This window comes from Stenotrophomonas sp. 05L413, assembly GCF_056397945.1.
Genome location: NZ_JBFTOL010000003.1, coordinates 62189 through 85597, shown reverse-complemented (window position 1 = coordinate 85597; position 23409 = coordinate 62189). Strand labels below are relative to the sequence as shown.

Here is a 23409-nt window from a genome sequence, read left to right as displayed (position 1 = left end):
ATGACCCGTACTGCCGCCTGGCTGGCTTGCCTGCTGTTGATGACTTCGCCTGCCTGGGCTGCTGAAACGACCGTCACCGGCAAGGTGTATCAGGAGCGCGACGGCAAGCCCGGGCGCGGCCCGACCGATCCCGGCCTGGCCGGGGTACAGGTCTCCAACGGCGAAACGATCGTGCGCACCGCCGCCGATGGCAGCTACAGCCTGCCGGTGCGCGAGGGCCAGACCATCTTCGTGATCAAGCCGGACGAGTACCGCTTCCCGGCGGCGGCCAATGGGCTGCCTTCCTACTGGCGCCACTACGCGCCCCAGGGCTCGCCAAAGCTGAAGTACGACGGCATCCGCGCCACCGGCGGCGCCACCCGCAACTGGGATTTCGCGCTGGAACCGGCCAAGGGCACCGATGCGGCACGCAACGGTTTCGAGATGCTGGTGTTCACCGATTCGCAGACCGCCAGTCGCCAGGACATCGGCTACTACCAGCGCGCCATCGTCGAGCCGATCATCGGCAAGCACCCGGCGCGGCTGGGCACCACCCTGGGCGACATCGTCAACGACGACCTGAGCCTGTACCCGGACATCAACAAGGTCACCGCGCAGCTGCAGGTGCCGTGGTTCCACGTGCCGGGCAACCACGACCTGGACATGGACGCCGGCAACGATGCGCACTCGCTGGACAGCTGGCGCGCCGTGTACGGCCCGGATACCTATGCGGTGGAAGAGGGCGGCGCGAGTTTCGTGTTCCTCGATGACGTGGTCTACGACCCCAAGGCCAAACCGAGCTACGTGGGTGGCCTGCGCGCGGACCAGTTCACCTTCCTCGGCAATTATCTCAAGGGGCTGCCGCGTGATCGGCTGATCGTGCTCGGCATGCACATCCCGCTGTTCGATGCCGCGCCCGGCCGGGAGACGTTCCGCCATGCCGACCGCACGCGTCTGTTCGCGCTGCTCAAGGACTTCCCGAACGTACTGGTGCTCAGCGGCCACAGTCACACCCAGCAGCACTACTACCACGGTGCGGCCGAAGGCTGGCAGGGCAGCAAGCCGCTGCACGAGTACAACGTGGGCGCGGCCTGCGGGGCATTCTGGTCGGGCGTGAAGGACAGCAACGGCATCCCCGATGCGACCATGAGCGATGGCACCCCGAACGGCTATGCGGTGCTGTCGGTCAAGCCCGGTGGCGACTACGGCCTGCGCTATTACGTGGCGCGTGCGCCGGACGATTACCAGATCGCCCTGCATGCGCCGAAGGTGCTTCGCCAGGGCGCTTATCCGGCCTGGGGCGTATACGCCAACGTGTTCATGGGCCAGGCCGATTCGTTGGTGGAGTACCGCGTGGACGATGGCGCCTGGCAGCCAATGAAGCGCGTCGAGCAGCCCGATCCGCGCCTGCTGCAGGAGAACGTCGCCGATGACACCGCCGAGCGCCTGCGTGGCTTCGACCGCTCGCCGGAAGCCACGCCGTCACCGCACCTGTGGCGCGGCGCGCTGCCGACCCACCTGGCCGTGGGCGAGCACAAGGTGGAAGTGCGTGCCGTGCAGGGCGATGGCCCGACGGCCACGGCCAGCACCAGCTACCGCCTGCAGACCGCCAAGCCCTGAGCACGGCGCCGTGGGTTCAGTACGGCGCTGTATGGCGCAGGCGGCTTTGCATTCCCCCGGCGATGCCTGAGAATCGCCGGGATTCAATCGATTCAACCAAGGCAAGCGAGTGAGCGCAGCGGTACCGGTTCCGGCTCAACCTGATGTGGCGCGGACCGCGGCCCACCGGGATTCCCCCCCTGACACGCTGATCGTGGCCGATGTGGGCGGCACGTTCGCCCGCGTCGCGCTGGCCACTGTGCGGGCGGGTGCTGCGCCACAGCTGAGCGGCCTGCAGCGTTATGCCTGCGCCGAGCACCCCAGTCTGGCCGCGATCCTGGCCGCTTTCATCGCCACGCTGCCGGCAGCGCCGGACAGTGCCGTGGTCGCGATCGCTGGCTTGCTGGACGGTGATCACCTGGTCAACACCAATCTGCCGTGGCCGGTCTCGGTCGCCCGGACCCGTCACGATTCCGGGCTGGCGTCGCTGGCGCTGATCAACGATTTCGAAGCGGTGGCCTATGCGATTCCGCACGTGGCGCCGGAGACGATGGTGGCCCTCAATGGCGATCCCGAGCCGGGACCGCGCTGGCCGGCGCTGGTGCTGGGCCCGGGCACCGGCCTGGGCGCAGCGCTGCGCTTCGAGGGCGGCGAGCGTCCGGTGCTGGCCAGCGAAGCCGGCCACGCCGCGTTGAACGCCTGCAATCCGCTGGAACTGGAGGTGCTCTCGCGCCTGCTGCAGCGCTGGGAGCACGTGGACAACGAGCGCGTCCTGTCAGGTGGCGGCTTGATGAACCTGTATCCCTGCCTGTGCGATATCCGTGGCGTCACGCCGCACTGGACGAGCACCGAAGCCCTGATCGCGGCCGCCCATGAGGGCGTGGATGCGGTGGCGGTCGAGACGCTGGAGGTGTTCTGCGCCTGGCTCGGCAGTCTGGCCGGCGACCTGGCCACGACCTTCGGTGCGCGCTCGGTCTACCTGGCCGGTGGCATCTCCACGCGGGTGGACCGCTTCCTGCGCGATGGCGGTTTCCGCGCGCGCTTCCTGGCCAAGGGCGTGATGCACGATGTGCTGCGCCAGGTGCCGATCTGGCGGGTGGACCACGGCGAGCTCGGCGTGCTTGGCGCGGCGGTCTGGCATGCGGAGCATCGCTGTATCGTCGTGTAATTCCCTCATTTTCCGTTCGCTGGAGACCTACCCATGACTGACCGCAGGCGATTTCTCCAGGCCAGTGCCTTGGCCGCTGGCGCCCTCGCGCTGCCGACGTTGCAGGCACGTACTGCCTCCGGCGCGCGCGTCGTGTCCACCTGGGATTTCGGTGTGGGAGCCAACCAGGTGGCCTGGAAAACGCTGGCGAGCGGCGGCTCCGCGCTCGATGCGGTCGAGGCCGGCGCGCGCTGGGCCGAGAGCGATCTGTGTAATCCCACGGTCGGGCGCTGCGGCAATCCGGACCGTGACGGCGTGCTGAGCCTGGATGCCAGCATCATGGACGGCGATGGCCGCTGTGGTTCGGTGGCGGCGCTGAGTGATATCGCGCACCCCGTCTCGGTGGCACGGCGGGTGATGGAACAGACGCCGCACGTGATGCTGGTGGGCGAGGGCGCGCAGCAGTTCGCGGTGCAGCAGGGCTTTGAACGCAGGAAGCTGCTTACCCCGGAAGCCGAGAAGGCCTGGCGCGAGTGGCTCAAGACCGCGCAGTACACGCCCGAGATCAATGCCGAACGGCGCAGCCGCCCCGGCGACAGCAGCAACCACGACACACTGGGCATGCTCGCGATCGATGCGCAGGGGCGCCTGGCCGGTGCCTGCACGACCAGTGGCATGGCCTGGAAGATGCACGGCCGCGTTGGCGACAGCCCGATCATCGGGGCCGGCCTGTACGTCGACAACGAGGTCGGGGCGGCCACCGCCTCGGGTGTCGGTGAGGAAATGATCCGCAATGCCGCCTCATTCCTGGTGGTCGAGCTGATGCGCCAGGGCCGCTCGCCGGCCGAGGCCTGCCGCGAGGCGATCGCCCGGGTAGTGCGCAAGCGCCCTGAGGCAAGCAAGACCCTGCAGGTGTGCTTCCTCGCGTTGAACAAGCACGGTGAGGTCGGCGCCTATGCGCTGCACCGCGGCTTTGTCTACGCGGTCTGCGACAAGGACCGGCAGGACGATCTGCGTGATTCCGCCTCGGTGTACACGAGCGAGCAGACGTGAGCGCGCCGTGCCGGGTGCTGGAGATCGCGTCCAATTCGGTGGCCTCTGCGTTGGCCGCCCAGCAGGGGGGCGCGGATCGGATCGAACTGTTCGACAACCTCGCCGAGGGCGGCACCACCCCGTCGCAGGGCAGCATCGCGGTCGCCCGTGATCGCCTGCAGATTCCGCTGTTCGTGCTGATCCGGCCGCGGCCTGGCGATTTCCTCTACACCGCGCTGGAGGCCGAGATCATGCTGCGCGATATCGCGTACTGCCGTGCACTCGGCTGCGAGGGCGTCGTGATCGGCGCGCTGGATGCCGACGGTGGCATCGACATGGCGTTGTGCCGGGAACTGGTGTCCGCAGCAGGCCCGCTCGGCATCACGTTCCACCGCGCCTTCGATGCGGCACGTGATCTGCCGGCGGCACTGGAGCAGATCGTGACGCTGGGCTGCCAACGCATCCTGAGTTCGGGCGGGCAGGCCAGTGCACTGGCCGGTGCCGATGTGCTGGCCGCCCTGGTGGCGCAGGCCGGCGACCGCATCTCACTCATGGCCGGTGCGGGAATCACTGCGGCCAACGTCATGGAGGTGGCCGACCGCAGCGGGTGCGTTGAACTGCACGCCTCGGCGAAGGCGACGCAGCCGTCGGCAATGCGTCACCACAATCCCGCGTTGACCGGGTTGTCGCCGGACTGGAACGTGACCGACACAGCGCACGTCAGAGCACTGTGCGCGGCTCTTGATAATAGGGACGGAGGTAGTTAATCCGCGACGCCCGGCCGCAATTAACTACCTCCGTCCCCATTAGAAAAACGGCAGCCGCCTGTACAAGCGCAGCTGCCGTGGAGGACCGTTGCCCCGCCCGAAGGCGGGGGCGGGTGAGGCTTAGAACTTCCAGTTCACGCCGAAGTACAGCTGGCGGCCGGCATAGATGTTGGACAGCAGGCGGGCCTGGCTGTCATCGCCGATATAGCTCTGCAGCTCGGACTTGGTGGCGTTCAGTACCGAGGCGGTGACCGTCCAGTCCGGGGTGATGTTGTAGGCCACGTTGAGGTCGAGCTGGTCGTACGGCTTGGTGTAGGTGGTCATGCCGTTGTTCAGGCCGCCCACCACTTCGCCACGGCGGTTGTACGAGGCGCGGGCCAGGATCGTGTCGTTCTCATAGAAGATCGTGACGTTGGCCTGGTTCTTGGCGCTGCCCACCAGCGGCGAGGCACCGATTTCTTCCCCATCCAGCACGATCGAGGCGAGGTTGGTGTCGTTGTAGGTGTAGTTGGCCTGGACGCCGAAGCCCATGTCGAAGGTGTACTGGCCGTACACTTCAACGCCCTGCGAGACGCCGTCACGGCCGTTGGCTTCGGTGCGGTACTTCTGCACGGTGACCGACTGCCCGCCGACCGTCATCTGCTGGTCGCGCACCACCGGCACGGTGAAGTTGTCCACGTTCTTGCGGAACAGCGCCACGCCGGCGGCAGAGCCGGGCTTGAAGTACCACTCCAGGCCGAGGTCGAACTGGACGGCCTTGAACGGTTCCAGGTTCTTGTTGCTGCCCGAGCCGTACCAGCCCGGGGTGTCAGTACCACCGGCCACACGGCGGTCGTTGCTGTACTCCTCGCTGATGTAGTTCAGGCCGCCCGGGTAGGCGATGCTGGTATAGCCCGGCCGCGCGATGACCTTCGAGGCTGCGCCGCGCAGCACCAGGCTGTCGTTGATGTCCCAGGCGATGTTGAAGCTCGGCAGGAAGTCGGTATAGGTCTTGTCCAGTGAGCTGAGGGTGTAGACCTTGTCGCGCACCTGGTTGTCCGGCAGGCGCACGAAGCCACCCTGGCAGCGCAGGGTCGGATCCGCGGCCGGGTCATCGCAGCTCATCGGCGACCCGTTGGCGTTATCGACGAAGTAATCGTTGAAGCGCTCGACCGAATCGCTCGACTGGGCGAACTGCTCGGTACGCACCACGCGCACACCGACATTGCCGCGCAGGCGCTCGGTACGGAAGTTGGCCTGGAAGTACCCGGAGTAGATCTTCTCGTTGACGTCGTAGACGAAGTCTTCTTCGGTGCGGTTGTGCGAGCCGCCGTAGGTCTGGTTGAGGTAATTGATGTAGGCCGGGTAGTTGATGCCCGGGAACACGTTGGCGTTGAAGCCGCCGGCGATGTTGCTGATCGGGTTGGACAGGAAGAAGCCCGGCTGGGCATCACCGGCGGTGGAATCGCAGCCGGCCTGGTAACGGTTGTTGTCGTAGTCGGCCGGATCCAGGCCCTGGCACACCCAGTAGGTGTTGCCGGTGTTGCGGTGGACCTTGCCGTCACGGTACTTGGTGCCGAACTGGATGGAATCCAGCCAGCCGGTCTCGAACAGTTTGGTGAAATCGGCCTGGAAGTAGTTCTGTTCAACCTCGGTCTGCATCCACGACGAGTCGGTCGAGCCGGTGTCGACTTCGGCAATGCCGGCCATCAGCTGCTGCTGCAGGTCCGGGGAGAACTGCACCGACGGCGTGCCGGTCAGGTCCCATGCGGTGTACTGGTTACCCGACAGATAGTCCGGACCGACCTTGCGGCGCGGCTTGGCCGACATCCGGAAGTTCATCGACGGGCCACCTTCGGACCAGGTACGGCCACCGGTGAAGGACGCCTTCCACAGCGGGCTGATGTCCCATTCGACCGACAGGTCGGCGGTCTGCGAAAGCGCCTTTTCCTTGCTGTAGCCACCGGTCAGCTGCGGGGTGGGCAGGGTGCAGTCGTCCGGCCCCCAGCCGCCCGGCGCAAGGCCGGCCGCCGCGGCCTGTTCTTCGCTGCAGATGTAGGCCTTGCCTGGCAGCTTCTCGAACTGTGCGCCGGTCACGATGCTGCCGCTGGGATCGAAATCGAGCCCGTTGAGCAGCCGGCCGCCGGCCCAGTTACCGTCACCATTGAAGCGGGCCATGCTCCACTCCGGCACCTTGAGCATGTTCTGGGTGTAATCGCCCTGCAGCTCGAAGCGGAAGTAGTTGGCGGTCAGGGTCAGGTTGTCGAGCGGCTTGAACTGGAAGGTCAGCTGGCCGCCCTTGCGCTCGCGTTTTTCTTCCTTCACCGCGAAGTTGACCGAGGTCGGCATGAAGAAGTCGCTGTAGTTGCCGCCGGTCTGGTTGTTGAAGCCGGACTGCCCCCACCAGTAGTGGATACCATCCTGCGGCAGCGCATTGCCGTTGGCATCACGCGCGTCACCTGCGCCATACCACTGGTAGTCCTCGGTGCTGGCTTCCATGGTGCGGCTGGTGCGCTTCTGCTGCGTCACGCCCACCAGCACGCCGAAGCGTTCGTCCTTGCTGTGCCAGGAATACAGCGCCGAGGCCTGCGGATCGATGTCGTGGCTGGTGTCCGATGAGGTGCCTTCCAGGTTGACGTAACCGGAGTTGGCTTCCATATCGAGCGGGCGGCGGGTATGCAGGATCACGGTGCCACCGATGCCGCCTTCGTCGATGCGCGCTTCCGGGGATTTGAACAGCTCCGCGCTGGACAGCATGTTCGACGGCAGCAGCGTGTAGTTGAACGAACGCGACGCCTCGTTGTTGGTTTCCGAGGTGGCGACGTAGTTGCCGTTCAACTGGGTGAGGGTCAGGTCCGGCGCGAGGCCGCGCACGCTGACGCTCTTGCCTTCGCCGCCACTGCGCGTGATCACCACGCCGGGAACGCGCTGCAGCGCGTCGGCCACGTTCTTGTCGGGGAACTTGCCCACGTCTTCGGCGGTGATCACTTCGACCACGGCGTTGGCATCGCGCTTCTGCTGCAGGCTCTTCTCGATGGCGTAGCGATAGCCGGTGACGGTCACGCTGTCGAGCGTGGTCGCATCGGGGGTGCCGGTGGCCGGGGTTGCTTGTTGCGCGAAGGCGCTGGCCGGCACGATGGCCGTGGCCAACGCGCTGGCAATGGCCGCGGACAACGCAACGCGGCGGTGCATGCGTGACATCTTCATTCCACTCTCTCCCTCTCCTGGATTGAAACGGTGGCGATACGAATTCTTTGAATCGATCTAATGTTTGAAGCCGACTTTCTCGAGCGTCGAGTTGCCTGGCGCGTCCCGCATGCATCGCGTGGGGCAGTCCCCCGGCTCCCCACTTCCGGCAATCGTGACCGTTTTAAGTTGGATCGATCTAAACGATTGGCGGGGGATTTTTAGCACGACCGCGCGGGGGACGCATGCTGCTCCGCAATATGGATCCCGGCGGTGCTTTCGCTTGTGCCGGGCCGAGGCCGCGGCGGCGCTGGGTTGGCCGCCCCAGCCCTGTCGGCGGGCCGACGGGTGCCGATCCGCTTGCCCACGGGTGGGCGGTGCAGCCGAGTGCGCAACTGGACACGCTGCTGCTGGCCCCAGGGTGCCGCCGATGTTGCAGCGCAGAATGCATCCCCCGAAATTCCCGTGCTTTACTTAAATCGATCTAAATTCACCGGGGTGTGGATTGGGTCGCCCAGTCCAGGGAACCAGCGGCGCCCGCCGCCACTGGTTCGCGCTGCCGCCACGTCCGCCAAGGAGTCCGTGTCCGTGACCCGTTTTTCTCACCGTCCTTCCGTTGTTCCCGCCGCCGGTGCCGTCCCGGCCCGCCGCCGCCCACTGGCGGGTCTGGCCTGCCTGCTGGCCCTGAGCTGCGCGCCGCTGTTGCTTCAGGCCGCGCCTGCGGCGCTGGAGCGCGAGGTCAACACCTTCATCGGCAGCAAGGACGATGGCAATACGTTCCCGGGTGCCTCGGCGCCGTTCGGCCTGATCCAGGTCAGCCCGATCGGTGAGCACTATGCTGGCTGGCGCTACGACGATCCCAAGATCCGTGGCTTCGGTCATTCCTTCCTGTCCGGCGCCGGCTGCTGGGAGCAGGGCGGCCAGGTCTCGGTCCTGCCGGTGACCGGCAGCATCGGCCCGGGCGGTGACTTCAATACCGACGACGCCAAGAGCTTCGACCACAAGCGCTACGCCTCCAGCTACACCCACGAGGGTGAAATCGGGCAGGCGGGCTACTACAAGGTGCGCCTGACCAACTACGGCGGCATCGACGCGGAGGCTACCGCACGCACGCGTGCCGCGGCCGAGCGTTACACCTTCGCCGCCGATGCGGGCACCGGCCACGTGCTGGTCAACCTCGGCCAGGCCAACGAGCGCCATTCGGTGATCGGCAGCGTGGTTGATGTTGTCGGCGACCGCGCGGTGGAAGGCAAGCTGGTCACCAAGAGCTTCTGTGGCGGGCATCAGTACACCACCTGGTTCCGCATCGAGTTCGACCGCCCGTTCAAGGCGTTCGGTACCTGGGGCGAGGGCGGCGGCCTGCCGGGCGCACGCCATGGCATGGAAGGCGAGCTCAAGCCCAGCGGCGCCTGGCTGAGCTTCGATCTGGCCAAGGGCCGTGCGGTGACCGCGGTCAGCGCGATCTCGCACGTGGATGCCGAAGGGGCGCGCGCCAATCTGCGCAGCGATGGCATGCAGGGCGGTCGCCTGCTCGGCTTCGATCAGATGCGCCAGATGGCCCAGCAGCAGTGGCGCAAGGAATTGGCTGCCGTGCGTGTCCAGGGCGGCAGCAGCGACGACCGCACCGTGCTGTACACCGCGCTGTACCACGCGTTGCTGCAGCCGCTGACCGGCAGCGATGCCGACGGCCGTTACCGTGGCTACGACGACAACATCCATCGCGCCGATGGCTGGACCTACTACGAGTACTTCTCGCTGTGGGATACCTACCGCGCACAGAACCAGTGGCTGGCGTTGACCAAGCCGGAGGTCGCGCGCGATATCGGCCGCACCCTGCTGGCGATTGAAGCGCAGGGCGGTTGGCTGCCGCGTTGGGGCTACGCCAACTTCGAAACCAACGTGATGACGGGTGACCCGGTCACGCCGTTCCTGGTGGACCTGTGGCGCTTCGGCGCGCTGGCCGGCCGCGAAAGGGAGGCCTACACCGCGCTGCGCAAGAATGCGTTCGAGGTGCCGCCGATGAACTCGCGTCATGCGGGCCGTTCGGGCAACCCGAGCTACCTGGCCAATGGCTATGTCCAGTACGACCGCGCCTTCCCCTCCAAGGGGATGGACGTGGATCCGCACCACGGGGGTTCGGCGACGCTGGAGTACGCGCTGGCCGACTGCGCCCTGGCGCAGATGGCCGATGGCCTCGGCCATGCCGCCGATGCCGGCGTGCTGCGCGAGCGTGGCCGCAACTGGCACAAGGTGTGGGACCCGTCGGTGCGCGATGAAGAGGGCGATTTCAACGGCTTCCCGCGGCCGCGCATGGAAGATGGCGCGTGGTACCTGCCGGCCGATGGCGCGTACAGCCCGCGCTCGCACCATGGCTTCCATGAAGGCACCGCGTGGCAATACCAGTGGCTGGCGCAGCAGGACGTGCCGGGCCTGGTCCAGGCCATGCACGGCCGCGAGCAGGCCGCGCGGCGCTTGGATACCTTCTTCGCTTACGACGCGCTGGTGAAGACGCCGCTGACCGCCGCCCGCAAGGAATGGGTGGTCGGTCCCTACAGCTACTACAACCAGTACCGCTACAACCCCAACAACGAACCGGACCTGCACGCGCCCTGGATGTACACGCTGATCGGGCAGCCGTGGAAGACCGCCACCGTGGTGCGCGCCGCGCAGCAGTTGTTCACCAACGCGCCCAACGGCGTCACCGGCAACGATGACCTGGGCACGATGTCGGCCTGGTACCTGTTCAGTGCGCTGGGCCTGTACCCGGCGGTGCCGGGCAGCGGCGAGTTCCTGTTGCATACGCCGCGCTTCGCCCGCGCCGAGATCGATCTGGGCCAGGGCAGGACGCTCACCCTGAAGGCGCCGGGCGCGGATGGCCGCCAGTTGCAGTATGTCCAGAACGTGCAGGTCGATGGCCGCGCGCATGCGCCGGTGTGGCTGGACTGGGCGCAGCTGCAGCGCGGTGGCACCATCGCCTTCGCCCTGGGCAGCACCGCGCAGGAGAACGGCTGGGGTACCCAGGCCGAGGCGCTGCCGGCGTCCTTCTGCGCCACCCCCGGCGCAGTACTGGAATGAGCCACGCGCCGGTCCGCGCCGTGGCCAGCCCACCGGGGTTGACCCTTGGCGCGGGCAGGGACCGCTGGTCAATGCGATCGTTTAGGCTTGCACCTTGCTTGAGGAACCCGACGACCCGATGAAAGACAAGGCCACCCCCGCCGGCAAAGGCACGCGCGCGGTCACCGTGACCGACATCGCCGAAGCGATCGGCGTGTCGCGCGCGACCGTCTCGCTGGTGCTGCGTGGCAGCCCGCTGGTGAACGTCGACACCCGTGCCAAGGTGGAGGCCGAACTGCGACGCCAACGCTACGTGTACAACCGCGGCGCGGCCAATCTGCGTCGCCGCACGTCCTCAAGCGTGGCCCTGGTCATCAACGACCTGTCCAACCCGTTCTTCGCCGAATTCGCCTCCGGGGTGGATGAAGCGCTCGGCGGCAAGGGCTTCGTGACCCTGCTTGGCAGCACCGGCGAATCGCCGGAGCGGCAGCAGGCGGTGCTGACCACGCTGATGGAGCACATGCCCGCCGGGTTGATCCTGTCGCCGGCCGAAGGCAGCGATGCCGGGCAGCTGCGCCAGGTGCTCGGCCATGCCAACGTGCTGCTGTTCAACCGCGAACTGCCGGGGGCCGACTGGGACTTCCTGACCCTGGACAACCAGCAGGGTGCCTACCTTGCCACCCGTCATCTGATCGAACAGGGCCACCGCCGCATCGCGTTCTATGGCGGCCACGCGGTCTCCAGTTCGTGCCATCAGCGTCGTACCGGGTATGCGCAGGCGCTGGTCGAGGCGGGCATGCCGGTGCAGCCGGCGTGGCTGATCGAAACCTCGCCCAGCCGCCTGGATGCGGCTGCGCGCGCCGGCGAGCTGTTCGCGCTGGATGCCGTGCCGACCGCAGCGGTCTGCTACAACGACAGCGTCGCGCTGGGCCTGATGCTGGGCCTGGCCTCGCGCGGCGTGCAGCCGGGCCGCGACTTCGCGGTGACCGGTTTCGATGATATTTCCGAGGCCTCGGTGGCATCGCCGCCGCTGACCACGCTGACCGTCAACCCGCGCGAGCGCGGGCGACAGGCGGCCGAACTGCTGTTGCTGCGTCTGGATCATCCCGACGCGGCGCCGGCCCGTACCGTTGCACCGGTCCAGCTCCGCGTTCGCGAGAGCAGTGGCGCGATGACCGTCTGATGGTTTCCCCAATCACCTGCTCGCGCACTGAGGCGCGTACCTGAATGCCCATCTCTCCTACGCCCCGCCTCCCCTCCTCATCCTCCGCTGCGCCCGTGGTGAACACGCGTGTCGCGCTGGCCGTGGCGACCACCATCTTCTTCATGTGGGGCTTCCTCACCTGCCTCAACGACATCCTGATCCCGCATCTGAAGGCGGTGTTCGAACTGAACTATGCCCGCGCGATGCTGGTGCAGTTCACCTTCTTCGGTGCGTACTTCCTGATGTCGCTCCCGGCCGGCCGGCTGGTTGCGCATCTGGGCTACAAGAAGGGCATCGTGGCTGGCCTGGCGATCGCCGCGGTTGGTGCGCTGGGCTTCTGGCCGGCCGCCGAACTGCGCGTGTATGAAGCCTTCCTGGGCGCCCTGTTCGTGCTGGCCACCGGCATCACGGTGCTGCAGGTCGCGGCCAACCCGTACGTGGCGCTGCTCGGTCCGGAACAGACGGCCTCCAGCCGGCTGACCCTGGCCCAGGCGCTGAACTCGCTGGGGACCGCGATCGCACCGATCTTCGGTGGCCTGCTGATCCTGGGCAACACGGTCAAGAGTGCCGATGAGATCGGCGCGCTGCCGGCTGCCGAGCAGATCGCCTACCGCGTGCAGGAAGCGCAATCGGTGCAGGGCCCGTACGTCGGCCTGGCCGTGGCGCTGTTCCTGCTGGCCGTGTTCGTCTACCTGTTCCGTCTGCCTGCGCTGACCGAGACCACCGAGCAGGCCGATACCAGCAAGCACACCCTGCTGGATGCGCTGCGCCATCGCCACGTGCTGTTCGGCGTGCTGGCGATCTTCTTCTACGTTGGGGCGGAAGTGTCGATCGGCAGCTTCCTGGTCAACTACCTGTCGCTGCCCAACATCGGCGGCTTCACCGAGAAGGAAGCCACCCATTACGTTTCGGCTTACTGGACGCTGGCGATGATCGGTCGTTTCGCCGGCTCGGCGATCATGACCCGGTTCTCGCCGCGTGTGCTGCTGACCCTGTTCGCGGGCATGAACGTGGCGCTGCTGGCGCTGACCATGCTCAGCCAGGGGCAGGTCGCGCTGTATTCGATCGTGGCGGTGGGCCTGTTCAATTCCATCATGTTCCCGACCATCTTCGCGCTGAGCATCGAACGCCTGGGCACGCTGACCAACAAGGCCTCCAGCCTGTTGATCATGGCCATCGTCGGCGGCGCCGTGGTGCCGTACCTGCAGGGCCTGCTGGCCGACCAGATCGGGCTGCATGAGTCCTTCATCCTGCCGCTGCTGTGCTACGGCTACATCATCTTCTACGGCCTGTCCGGTTCGCGCCCGGCCGTCGGATTCCGTCAGGGAGCTTGAGGCCACGATGTCCAAGATTGTTTGTTTCGGCGAGATTTTGATCGATCTACTTGCCCAACCGCCGGCCACCCCGGACACCCCGCGTGCCTTCCTGCAGTATGCCGGCGGTGCGCCGGCCAACGTGGCCGTGGCCGCAGCGCGGCTCGGTGCGGACACCCATTTTGCCGGCATGCTCGGCCAGGACATGTTCGGCGACTTCCTCGCCGAGAGCCTGGCCAGTGCCGGCGTGGCGACCGACTGCATCGTGCGCACCGACGCCGCCAAGACCGCGCTGGCGTTCGTCGCACTGGATGCCGGCGGCGAACGCAGCTTCAGCTTCTACCGCCCGCCGGCGGCCGATCTGTTGTTCCGCAGTGTGCACTTCCACCCGAACTGCTTTGAAGGCACGCGCAGCTTCCACGTGTGCTCCAACAGCCTGACCGAGGCCGAGATCGCGCAGGCCACGCTGGAGGGCATGCGCCGCGCCCGCCAGGCCGGTGCGATGGTCAGCCTCGACCTCAACCTGCGCCCCGCGCTGTGGCCGACCGCTGTCGACCCGCTGCCGCGGTTGTGGGAAGCCCTGTCGCTGGCCGATCTGGTCAAGCTCTCGCGCGAAGAACTGGAGTACCTGGCGGCCGCAGTGCCGGGCGGCGACGCCGCCGTGATCGCACGCCTGCTGGGTGCGCAGGCGCAGGCGGTGGTGATCACCGACGGCGCCGCGCCGATCCGCTGGCATACCCGCCACACCCACGGCGTGTTGACCGGTTTCCGCGTGACCACGGTTGATTCCACCGCGGCGGGCGATGCCTTTGTCGGCGGCCTGCTGTTCGGGATCGGCGAGCGCGGCGGCGACGGCACCGGTTTTGCCGCGTTCTGCCAGGACCCCACCGCGCTGGTGGAGGCGATCCGGTTCGGCGCGGCCGTCGGTGCTTTGGCCGTGACCCGCAAGGGCGCCTTCGCCGCGATGCCCAGCCTTCATGAAGTCCAGCAACTGCTGCAGCAACAACAGGATGACGCCGCATGACCACGCCGGTTCCGCCGACCCCCGACTTCCGCTCGCCCGCGTTCCTGCGCGCCCACATCGCGCAGACGATGGCGTTCTACCAGCCGCATGAAATCGACCCGAAGGGCGGTTTCTTCCACTACTACCGTGACGATGGCAGCGTGTACGATGCCAGCCACCGCCATCTGGTCAGCAGCACCCGGTTCGTGTTCAACCATGCGATGGCTTACCGCGAATTCGGCAAGCCCGAGGATCTGGCGGCGGCCGAACACGGCGTGCGCTACCTGCGCGAGGTGCATCGCAATCCGGCCACCGGCGGTTATGCGTGGACGCTGCGCGACGGCGTGGTCGAAGACGCGACCAACCACTGCTACGGCGTGGCGTTCGTGCTGCTGGCCTACAGTTGCGCGCTGAAGGCCGGCATTGGCGAGGCGCGTTCGTGGATGGACGAGACCTGGCAGCTGCTGGAAACGCGCTTCTGGGAACCGGCGTTCGGGCTGTACAAGGACGAAGCCGACGCCGACTGGAACTTCACCGACTACCGCGGCCAGAACGCCAACATGCACATGTGCGAGGCGATGCTGGCCGCGTTCGAGGCCAGTGGCGAGCAGCGCTACCTTGATCGTGCGCTGCTGCAGGCCGACCACATGACCCGCCGCCAGGCGGCGCAGGGCGACGGCCTGGTGTGGGAGCACTACGATACCCAGTGGCAGATCGACTGGGACTACAACCGCGACAACCCCAAGCACCTGTTCCGTCCGTGGGGTTTCCAACCCGGGCATCAGACCGAGTGGGCCAAGCTGCTGCTGATCCTGGATCGCCACGTACACGCCGACTGGCTGGTGCCGACCGCGCGGCATCTGTTCGATGTGGCGGTGGCGCGCAGTTGGGACGCCGAGCGTGGTGGGTTGTATTACGGCTTCGCGCCGGATGGCAGCGTCTGCGATGACGACAAATATTTCTGGGTACAGGCCGAATCGCTGGCCACCGCCGCGCTGCTGGCCAAGCGCACCGGCGATGCCGTGTACTGGGACTGGTACGACGCCCTGTGGGGCTACGCGTGGCAGCACATGATCGATCATCGCTACGGTGCCTGGTACCGCATCCTGGATGCGGACAACCGCAAGTACAGCGATGAGAAGAGCCCGGCCGGCAAGACCGATTACCACACCATGGGCGCGTGCTACGAAGTGCTCAACGTGGTCCGTTGAATCCGGAAGCCGACCGTCGGTCGGCTTCCCCGACATCCCGGTAGCGCCGACCGTTGGTCGGCTGCCCCCGCAGCCAGGCAGGTCCCCATGCGCGCGCACAGCCGTCTCCATGTCGTTGCACCGGCCAGCTGGCTGATGCTGGTCCTGCTGGCAGCATGGGCACTGCCCGTGGCAGCCGCCCCGCTGGCGGCGGAGTGGTCATTCCGCCTGCTGCCCGGTGACGCGCGCGGTGCCGCGCACCCTGACCTGCAGCAGTGGCGCCCGGCACAGGTGCCGGGTGCGGTGCATACCGACCTGCTGGCGCGGGGGCAGATTCCCGATCCTTACGTGGGTGCGCCGGAGGCCGGGCTGCAGTGGATCGGCCTGGCCGACTGGGAATACCGCGCACGATTCGATGTGGATGCGACGACCTTGGCGCGCGCGCACGCCGAACTGGCGTTCGAAGGCCTGGATACGTTCGCCACGGTCACGCTCAACGGCCAGCCGTTGCTGCAGCCCAACAACAGTCATCGCACCTGGCGTGCACGGGTGGAGGGCAGGCTGCGGCCTCGCGGCAATGAACTCCGGATCGTGCTGCATTCGCCGATCCGCAGCCTGCTGCCGGACGTGCAGGCGATGCCGCACAAGATCGCCGGCAACTACCCCTCGCCGTATGGCGATGAGCCCAAAGACGCGATGGTCGGCAATTTCGTACGCAAGCCGGGCTACCACTTCGGTTGGGACTGGGGCCCGCGTTACGTGACCGCGGGCATCTGGCGGCCGGTGACGCTGGAGAGCTGGGACGCGCAGCGCTTGACCGCGATGGCGGTGCAGACCCGTGCGCTGGATGCCGCACAGGCTGAGCTTGAGATCGCGGTCGAGGTGGAAAGCGCAGTGGTTGGTTCCGCGTCGGTGCAGATCGAGGTGCTGGATCCGGACGGCACGCGCGTGGCGCGCATCGACCGCAGGACGATGCTGAAGGCCGGTGACAACCGCGTCGCGGTGCCGGTGGCGCTGCAGGAGCCGCGGCGCTGGTGGCCGGCCGGGCAGGGCGAGCAGGCCCGCTATACCGTGCGTGCCACGCTGGCACCTGAGACGGCGGAGGCGACGCACATCGAGCAGCGCACCGGCCTGCGTACCGTCGAGCTGCGCCGCGAGGTGGACCGCAACGGCGGACAGGGCTTCGCGTTCGTGATCAACGGTGTGCCTATCTTCGCCAAGGGCGCCAACGTGATTCCGTTCGACATGTTCCCCGCGCGTGTGGACGCGGCGCGGATCCGCCGCGAGCTGACCGCGGCGCGCGATGCCAACATGAACATGCTGCGCAACTGGGGCGGTGGCTATTACGAAGACGATGTGTTCTTCGATATCGCCGACGAGCTGGGGCTGCTGGTCTGGCAGGACTTCATGTTCGGTGGCGGCATGCAGCCCGGCTACGATCCGGCGTTCCGCGCGAACGTGGTCGGCGAGGCGCGCGACAATGTGCGCCGCCTGCGGCATCACCCCAGCGTGGTGCTGTGGTGTGGCAACAACGAAGAAGAGACCGCATGGAAGGACTGGGGCCACGGCCGTGACCTGACCGCTGCCGATCCTGCCTTCGCCGCGAAGGTCTGGCAGGGCTATGTGGAGTTGTTCGGCAACGACCTGCGCCAGGTGGTGGCCGAGGAAGGGCTGGGCGTGCCGTACTGGTCCAGCTCGCCGAGCAATGATCTGGACGAGAAGGCCAACGATTCCACCCGTGGCGACAAGCACTACTGGCAGGTGTGGGGCAACCCGGCGCTGCCGGTGACCGCCTACCTGCGTGAAACGCCGCGCTTCATGTCCGAATACGGGCTGCAGGCCTGGCCGGTGCTGCGCACGCTGGACGTCATCATTCCCGCCGCCGAGCAGCAGGTGGACAGCCCGACGGTGCGCGCGCACCAGAAGTTCATGGCGGGCGAGGGCAACCAGCGCCTGCTCAAGTACATCGAGGAGGAGTACGGCACGCCGCGTGACTTCCCCACGTTCGTCTACCTGAGCCAGGTGATGCAGGCCGATGGCATCCAGCTCGCTGCCCTGCATCACCGGGCCTCGCGGCCGTACACGATGGGCTCGCTGTACTGGCAGCTCAACGATGTATGGCCGGGGGCGTCGTGGTCCAGCATCGATTACGCCGGCCGCTGGAAGGCGCTGCACTTCCACGCCAAACGTTTCTTCGCCGACCACGCGGTGGCGGCGTTGCGCGACGAGGGCGTGACCCGGGTGAGCCTGCTCAATGATCGTCAGCAGGGCCTGCAGGCGACATGGCGGCTGCGCGTGCTCGATCTCGACGGCACCCAGCGCAGCGAGCAGCGGCACACCGTGGCAGTGCCACCACTGTCCGCGCTGGAGGTAGGGCAGTTCGCCGATGCCGTGTTGTTGAAGGGCGCCGATCCGGGCCGCACCGTGGCGGTGGTCGAGCTGTTCGACGGCGCCACGCTGTTGTCGCAGCAGGTGGTGTATTTCGTCCCGGCCAAAGCGTTGGCGCTGTCACCGGCGAAGATCGACAGCGCGCTGCGCGCCGATGGCGACGGCTACCTGCTGACGCTGCGCTCGCCGACGCTGGTGCGGGCGCTGTGGATCGACTTCGATGGGCTGGATGCCGCGCTGGAGAACAATGCGCTCGACCTGTTGCCGGGTGAAACGGTGACGATCCGGCTGCGCGCGGAGGCGGATCTGGCCACGCTGCGCGGCGCGTTGCGCCTGCACTCCTTGGCAGATATCCGGAGGTAGGGCCACGCCATGCGTGGGTGGCGTGGTACCGGAATCGCGCGAAAGGCATCCACGCGTGGCGTGGATCCACCCGTTACAGCGTGATCTGCTGGAAGTTCTCGACGCGGTCGTGGCCGTGGGTGGCCTCACCGCTGCGCGGCAGCGGGTAATCGTCCAGGCGGTCGATCAGGCGCGTCTGCAGGCCGGCATCGCGCGCGGCATCCAGCTCTTCCACCACGTCAGACAGGAACAGGATCTGCGCGGCCGGTACACCGATCGCCTCGACGATACGGCGGTAGCTGTCGGCCTCACGCTTGCCGCCCACTTCGGTATCGAACCAGCCCGAGACCAGCCCGGTCAGGTCACCGGCTTCGCTGAAGCCGAAGAACAGCTTCTGCGACGGCACCGAGCCGGAGGAATACACGTACAGCGGCTTGCCCTGCGCATGCCAGCCCTTCAGTACGGCGGCCACTTCCGGATAGAAGTGCGCCTTGTAGTCGCCGTTGCGGTAGCCGCTTTCCCAGATCATGCCCTGCAGCGCCTTGAGCGCGGTGTGCTTGCGGTCCTGGTCGATCCAGCCCTGCAGCGTCTCCACGATCAGGCTGTCCTGGCAGGCGCCACCGATCTCCACCGCCACCGCGTCCAGCCAGCGGCGCACCTGCGGCTCCTGGCCATGCGCGGCGACGAACGCCGGCAGTGCCTTGCGCGCATACGGGAACAGCACGTTCTTGACGAACGAAATGCTGCTGGTGGTGCCCTCGATATCGGTGAGGATGACGGTCGGTTGCGGCATGGATCAGTCGGCCTGGTGCTGTGCGGGGTGGTAACGCGGGAAGGTCTGGGCGATGTCGCTGCCGGTGAAATGGCCGACCCAGCCATCCGGCTCGGTGAAGAAGCGGATCGCCACGAAACTCGGTTCCTCGCCCATGTCGAACCAATGGGTGATGCCATCGGGCACGGCGATCAGGTCGTTCTTGACGCACTCGATCTCGTAGACCTTGCCGTCCACGTGCAGGGTGAACAGCCCCGACCCGGCGACGAAGAAGCGGACTTCATCTTCCTTGTGGAAGTGCTCGTCCAGGAACTTCCTGCGCAGCTCGGCGCGGTTCGGGTTGTCCGGCGCGATCGAGGCGACGTCCACGCTCTTGAAACCGTGCGTGGCGACGAGACGGTCGATATCGACCTTGTAGGCGGCGAAGACCTCGTCCTGGCTGGCGCCCGGCGCGACCTCGTGGGCCGCCTGCCAGCGCTCGAACGTGACGCCGATCTTCTTCAGTTCGGCAGCGATCGCCTCGCCATCCCGGCTGTCGAACAGCGGGACATCCGGGGCGGTGTCATCAAAGATACGGAGTCGGCTCATGGCGGCGGCATCGAGGCGAAGAGGGGAAGGAAAGGGTACCAGTGCGGCGCCGGGGTGGGGGCGACGCACTGATGCCGATGCGCGGAATACAGATTCTCTTCAGGAATCTGAGCGCGATCAGCCACGCAGCTTGCGCAGTTCCAGCTCACAGTGCAGCAGGAATTCGAAGGCTTCCATGTGGCGGCGCGCCTCGGCCATGGTGCGGCCCCACGCGTACAGGCCGTGGCCGTCGATCAGGTAGCCCCACAGCGGCTGGGTGTCGAGCAGGGCATCGACCTGGGCCGAGAGCACGTCCATGTCCTGGGTATTGGCGAACACTGGCACATCGATCGCCATCTCGTGGGTGCTGTTGCCGTGGAAGGCCTTCAGCAGCTCATAGCCTTCCAGGCGGATATGGCCCTGCGGCGCATACAGGCGCGAGGCGATGGTCTGCACCGGCGAATGGGTGTGCAGCACGCAGCCGATCTCCGGGAACCGGCGATACAGCTGGGTGTGCAGCAGCGTCTCGGCGGACGGGCGCAGCGGGCGGCCGACGGCCTGGCCGTCGAAATCGACCACCATGATGTCGTCCTCCACCAGCCGGCCCTTGTCCTTGCCGGACACGGTGATCGCCGCGTGGCGGTCATCCAGGCGGTGGGAGAAGTTGCTGCTGGTGGCCGGGGTCCAGCCGGCGTGCGCCAGCTCACGGACGTTGTCGATCAGCAGCTGGGCCAGCTCGCTCAGGCGCGCGGTGTCGTACGGGAAGGTGGGGGTGCTCATGGGGCTATTTTACGGCGCTTCCATCGATTTCGCGCGCTCTGCGGTAGTGCCGGCCGCCGGCCGGCTCCTCATGAGCGTGTTGGGTGCAGGTGGAGCCGGCCAGCGGCCGGCACTACTTGCGCAGCCGGCTATGGCGATACCCATAACAGAAATAGATCGCGAAACCGCCCAGCGTCCAGAAGCCCATCAGCATCCAGTTGTGGGCCGTCATCGCCGTCAGCAGCGCGATGCAGCTGAGCACGCCCAGGCTGCAGATCAGCCACGCCATCGGCATCCGGAACGGACGCGGCAGGTCCGGTTGGGTACGGCGCAGGATCAGCACGCCCGCGCAGACCGCCGCGAACGCGATCAGCGTGCCCATCGAGGTCAGCTCACCCAGCACGTCCAGCGGGAACACTGCCGCCAGCAGCGCGATGCCGATACCGGTGATCACGGTGTTGATGTGCGGCGTGCGGTACTTGGGATGGATCTTGGTGAACAGCGGCGGCAACAGCCCGTCGCGGCCCATGATCATGAAGATGCGCGGCTGCGCGATCACCATCACCAGCACCACCGAGGACAGCCCGATCAGCGCGCCGATCTCCACGACCACGCGCAACCAGCCCAGCTGCGGATGCGCCGCCACCGCGGTCACCACCGGCTCATCGGTGCCCAGCAGCTGGTACGGCACCAGCCCGGTCATCACCGCGGCCATGGCGATGTACAGCACGGTGCAGATCACCAGCGAGAGCAGCATGCCGATCGGCATGTCGCGCTGCGGTTTGTGCGATTCCTGCGCGGCTACCGACACCGCCTCGAAACCGATATAGGCGAAGAACACCATTGCCGCACCGCGCAGCACGCCGTCGAAGCCGTACTTGCCCGGGCCTTCGTTTTCCGGAATGAACGGGGTCCAGTTGGCCGGGTCCACGTACTTCCAGCCAACCACGATCACCAGCACGATCAACGCGGTCTTGAGCACCACCATCGCCATGTTCATGGCCGAGGATTTGCTGATGCCCACGTAGCACAGCCAGGTCAGCAGCAGCACCAGCACCGCGGCCGGGATGTTGGCGATGGCGCCGGTCGGGCGCAGCTGGCCATCCAGTGGCGCGCTGACCAGCGCGGCGGGGAGATGGATGTCGAAATGGCTGAGCAGGCTCAGGAAATAGCCGGTCCAGCTGACCGCCACGGCCGAGGCGGAGACGCCATATTCCAGCACCAGCATCCAGCCGATGAACCAGGCCGAGAGCTCGCCGAAGGTGGCATAGGTATAGGTGTAGGCACTGCCGGAGACCGGCACCATCGCCGCGAACTCGGCGTAGGCCATGGCGCAGAACGCGCAGCAGATCGCGGCGAGCACGAACGACAGCATGATCGCCGGGCCGGCGTGGTTGGCCGCGGCCTGGCCGGTGATCACGAAGATGCCGCCGCCGATCACCGCGCCGATGCCCAGCGCGGTCAGGCCCCAGGGGCCGAGGGTGCGGCGCAGGCTCAGGCCGTTGGCGTCTTCATGGGCGGCGTGCGGATGCTTGGTGGCCCACAGTTGCTTGAACATGGTTTGGATGTCTTCTCAGGCGCGACGTATCAAACGACCGGGCCGGCACGTGGCCGGCCCGGCAGCACTCAGGCGTTCTTCTTGTTCAGCTTGCTGTGGCGGATGCCGTAGCCGAAGTAGATGCACAGGCCCAGCAGGGTCCAGGCCACGAACAGGTGCCAATGCACGACGAACGCCTGGTAGAACAGGAACAGGCAGGCCAGCGCGCCCAGCGGGCAGATCACCCACACCAGCGGCACGCGGAACGGTCGCTCCAGTTCCGGGCGCGTGTAGCGCAGGACAAGCACGCCGATGCAGACGGTGGCAAAGGCCAGCAGGGTGCCCATCGAGACCAGTTCACCGAGCACGTTCAGCGGCACGGTACCGGCCAGGGTGGCGGCGATGGCGCCGACAACGATCGTGCTCCAGTACGGGGTACGGAAGCGCTTGTGCACCTTGCCGAAGATCTTCGGCAGCAGGCCGTCGCGCGAGATCGTGTAGGCGATGCGGGTCTGGCCCATCATCATCACCAGCACCACCGAGGAGAGGCCGGCGATCGCGCCGATTTCCACGGCGGTCTTCAGCCAGGACAGGGTCGGGTAGGGCTCCAGCGCGGTCGCGACGGGCTTGTCCGTGCCCAGCAGGTGGTACGGCATCATGCCGGTCAGCACGGCGCAGACGATGATGTAGACGATGGTGCACACGGCCAGCGAGCCGAGCAGGCCGATCGGCATGTTGCGCTGCGGGTCCTTGGTTTCGCCGGCGGCGGTGGAGACCGCATCGAAGCCGATGTAGGCGAAGAACACGATGGTTGCCGCACGGAACACGCCACTCCAGCCGAACTCACCCGGCACGCCGGTGTTCTCCGGAATGAAGGGGGTCCAGTTGGCCGTATCCAGGTGCGCGGCGCCGAACCCGATGAACAGACAGATCACGGTGACCTTGATCGCCACGATGATCGCGTTGACGAAGGCCGACTGCGTCACGCCGACGTACAGCAGGCCCGAGACGGCCGCCACGATCAGCACCGCCGGCAGGTTGAACAGCTTGCCGGAGGAGATGAACTCATGGCCGGTCCAGGCGATGGGCGCGGCGCTGAGCGCATCGGGGAAGGGCATGTTCAGCGTGGTGGTGATGAAGCTGATCAGGTACGCCGACCAACCCACCGCGACCGAGGCCGAGGCGAACAGGTACTCCAGCACCAGGCACCAGCCGATGAACCAGGCCATGCCTTCGCCGAGGGTGGCGTACGAATAGGAATAGGCGCTGCCGGAGACCGGCATCATCGCCGCGAACTCGGCGTAGCACAGGCCGGCCAGCGCGCAGGCAAAGCCGGCGAACACGAACGAGAGCATCACCGCCGGGCCGGCATGGTTCGCCGCGGCCTGGCCGGTGAGCACGAAGATACCCGCACCGATCACCGCGCCGATACCCAGCAGGATCAGGTGTTTCGCTGTGAGGGTCCGCCTCAGTGTGGGCTCGCCGTCCAGGCTGCCTTCGATGGGCTCGCCGGCATCGACGTGCGGTGCCGGTGCGACCGGTTTGACCCTCAACAGAGACTTCAGCATGCAGTGCTTCCCTAAATGAACAA

General features: G+C 66.9%; 16 protein-coding genes. 10 read left to right on the top strand and 6 right to left on the bottom strand.

Annotated features, from left to right (window positions below):
* From AC1DIQ_RS06990 to AC1DIQ_RS06975, 4 genes are all read left to right on the top strand, one after another.
* Positions 1–1599: a calcineurin-like phosphoesterase C-terminal domain-containing protein gene (locus tag AC1DIQ_RS06990; RefSeq protein ID WP_121036651.1), complete on the top strand. Its 1599-nt coding sequence runs from the start codon at positions 1–3 to the stop codon at positions 1597–1599.
* A 145-nt stretch (positions 1600–1744) separates the two neighbouring features.
* On the top strand, positions 1745–2746 hold the full coding sequence (locus AC1DIQ_RS06985) for a glucokinase (RefSeq protein ID WP_336619079.1): 1002 nt from the start codon (positions 1745–1747) through the stop codon (positions 2744–2746).
* 33 nt (positions 2747–2779) lie between these two features.
* Positions 2780–3778, top strand: coding sequence for a glycosylasparaginase (locus tag AC1DIQ_RS06980; RefSeq protein ID WP_282258872.1), 999 nt, complete (start codon positions 2780–2782; stop codon positions 3776–3778).
* Complete coding sequence (locus AC1DIQ_RS06975) at positions 3775–4524, top strand: copper homeostasis protein CutC (protein WP_461770429.1); 750 nt, start codon at positions 3775–3777, stop codon at positions 4522–4524. Before AC1DIQ_RS06980 ends, AC1DIQ_RS06975 begins: the two co-directional genes overlap by 4 nt.
* A gap of 120 nt (positions 4525–4644) precedes the next feature.
* Here the strand turns inward: AC1DIQ_RS06975 and AC1DIQ_RS06970 are convergent, their stop codons facing one another.
* Positions 4645–7710: a TonB-dependent receptor gene (locus AC1DIQ_RS06970; protein WP_152150683.1), complete on the bottom strand. Its 3066-nt coding sequence runs from the start codon at positions 7708–7710 to the stop codon at positions 4645–4647.
* Positions 7711–8277: 567 nt separating this feature from the next.
* Here AC1DIQ_RS06970 and AC1DIQ_RS06965 point away from each other — a divergent pair.
* The 6 genes from AC1DIQ_RS06965 to AC1DIQ_RS06940 all read left to right on the top strand — a co-directional run bounded on the left by AC1DIQ_RS06965 (position 8278) and on the right by AC1DIQ_RS06940 (position 18204).
* Positions 8278–10764, top strand: coding sequence for a GH92 family glycosyl hydrolase (locus tag AC1DIQ_RS06965; protein ID WP_478049730.1), 2487 nt, complete (start codon positions 8278–8280; stop codon positions 10762–10764).
* Between the two features lie 118 nt (positions 10765–10882).
* Complete coding sequence (locus AC1DIQ_RS06960) at positions 10883–11926, top strand: LacI family DNA-binding transcriptional regulator (protein ID WP_121036657.1); 1044 nt, start codon at positions 10883–10885, stop codon at positions 11924–11926.
* 44 nt (positions 11927–11970) lie between these two features.
* Positions 11971–13281 carry an L-fucose:H+ symporter permease gene (gene fucP / locus AC1DIQ_RS06955; protein ID WP_282258864.1) on the top strand — a complete coding sequence of 437 codons (1311 nt, stop codon included), beginning with the start codon at positions 11971–11973 and terminating at the stop codon, positions 13279–13281.
* Between the two features lie 7 nt (positions 13282–13288).
* Positions 13289–14284, top strand: coding sequence for a carbohydrate kinase family protein (locus AC1DIQ_RS06950; protein ID WP_282258862.1), 996 nt, complete (start codon positions 13289–13291; stop codon positions 14282–14284).
* Positions 14281–15474 carry an AGE family epimerase/isomerase gene (locus tag AC1DIQ_RS06945; RefSeq protein WP_478049729.1) on the top strand — a complete coding sequence of 398 codons (1194 nt, stop codon included), beginning with the start codon at positions 14281–14283 and terminating at the stop codon, positions 15472–15474. The genes AC1DIQ_RS06950 and AC1DIQ_RS06945 overlap by 4 nt, the downstream gene beginning before the upstream one ends.
* Before the next feature lie 87 nt (positions 15475–15561).
* Complete coding sequence (locus AC1DIQ_RS06940) at positions 15562–18204, top strand: beta-mannosidase (protein ID WP_478049728.1); 2643 nt, start codon at positions 15562–15564, stop codon at positions 18202–18204.
* Between the two features lie 73 nt (positions 18205–18277).
* Here AC1DIQ_RS06940 and mtnC read toward each other — a convergent pair whose 3' ends face one another.
* The 5 genes from mtnC to AC1DIQ_RS06915 form a co-directional block, all read right to left on the bottom strand.
* Positions 18278–18976, bottom strand: coding sequence for an acireductone synthase (gene mtnC / locus AC1DIQ_RS06935; RefSeq protein WP_461770434.1), 699 nt, complete (start codon positions 18974–18976; stop codon positions 18278–18280).
* Between the two features lie 3 nt (positions 18977–18979).
* Complete coding sequence (locus AC1DIQ_RS06930) at positions 18980–19543, bottom strand: 1,2-dihydroxy-3-keto-5-methylthiopentene dioxygenase (RefSeq protein WP_121036663.1); 564 nt, start codon at positions 19541–19543, stop codon at positions 18980–18982.
* A 117-nt stretch (positions 19544–19660) separates the two neighbouring features.
* Positions 19661–20302, bottom strand: coding sequence for a methylthioribulose 1-phosphate dehydratase (locus AC1DIQ_RS06925; protein ID WP_121036664.1), 642 nt, complete (start codon positions 20300–20302; stop codon positions 19661–19663).
* Positions 20303–20414: 112 nt separating this feature from the next.
* Positions 20415–21839, bottom strand: coding sequence for an amino acid permease (locus AC1DIQ_RS06920; protein WP_121036665.1), 1425 nt, complete (start codon positions 21837–21839; stop codon positions 20415–20417).
* Positions 21840–21907: 68 nt separating this feature from the next.
* Positions 21908–23386, bottom strand: coding sequence for an amino acid permease (locus AC1DIQ_RS06915; RefSeq protein ID WP_121036666.1), 1479 nt, complete (start codon positions 23384–23386; stop codon positions 21908–21910).
* Between the last annotated feature and the right edge of the window lie 23 nt (positions 23387–23409).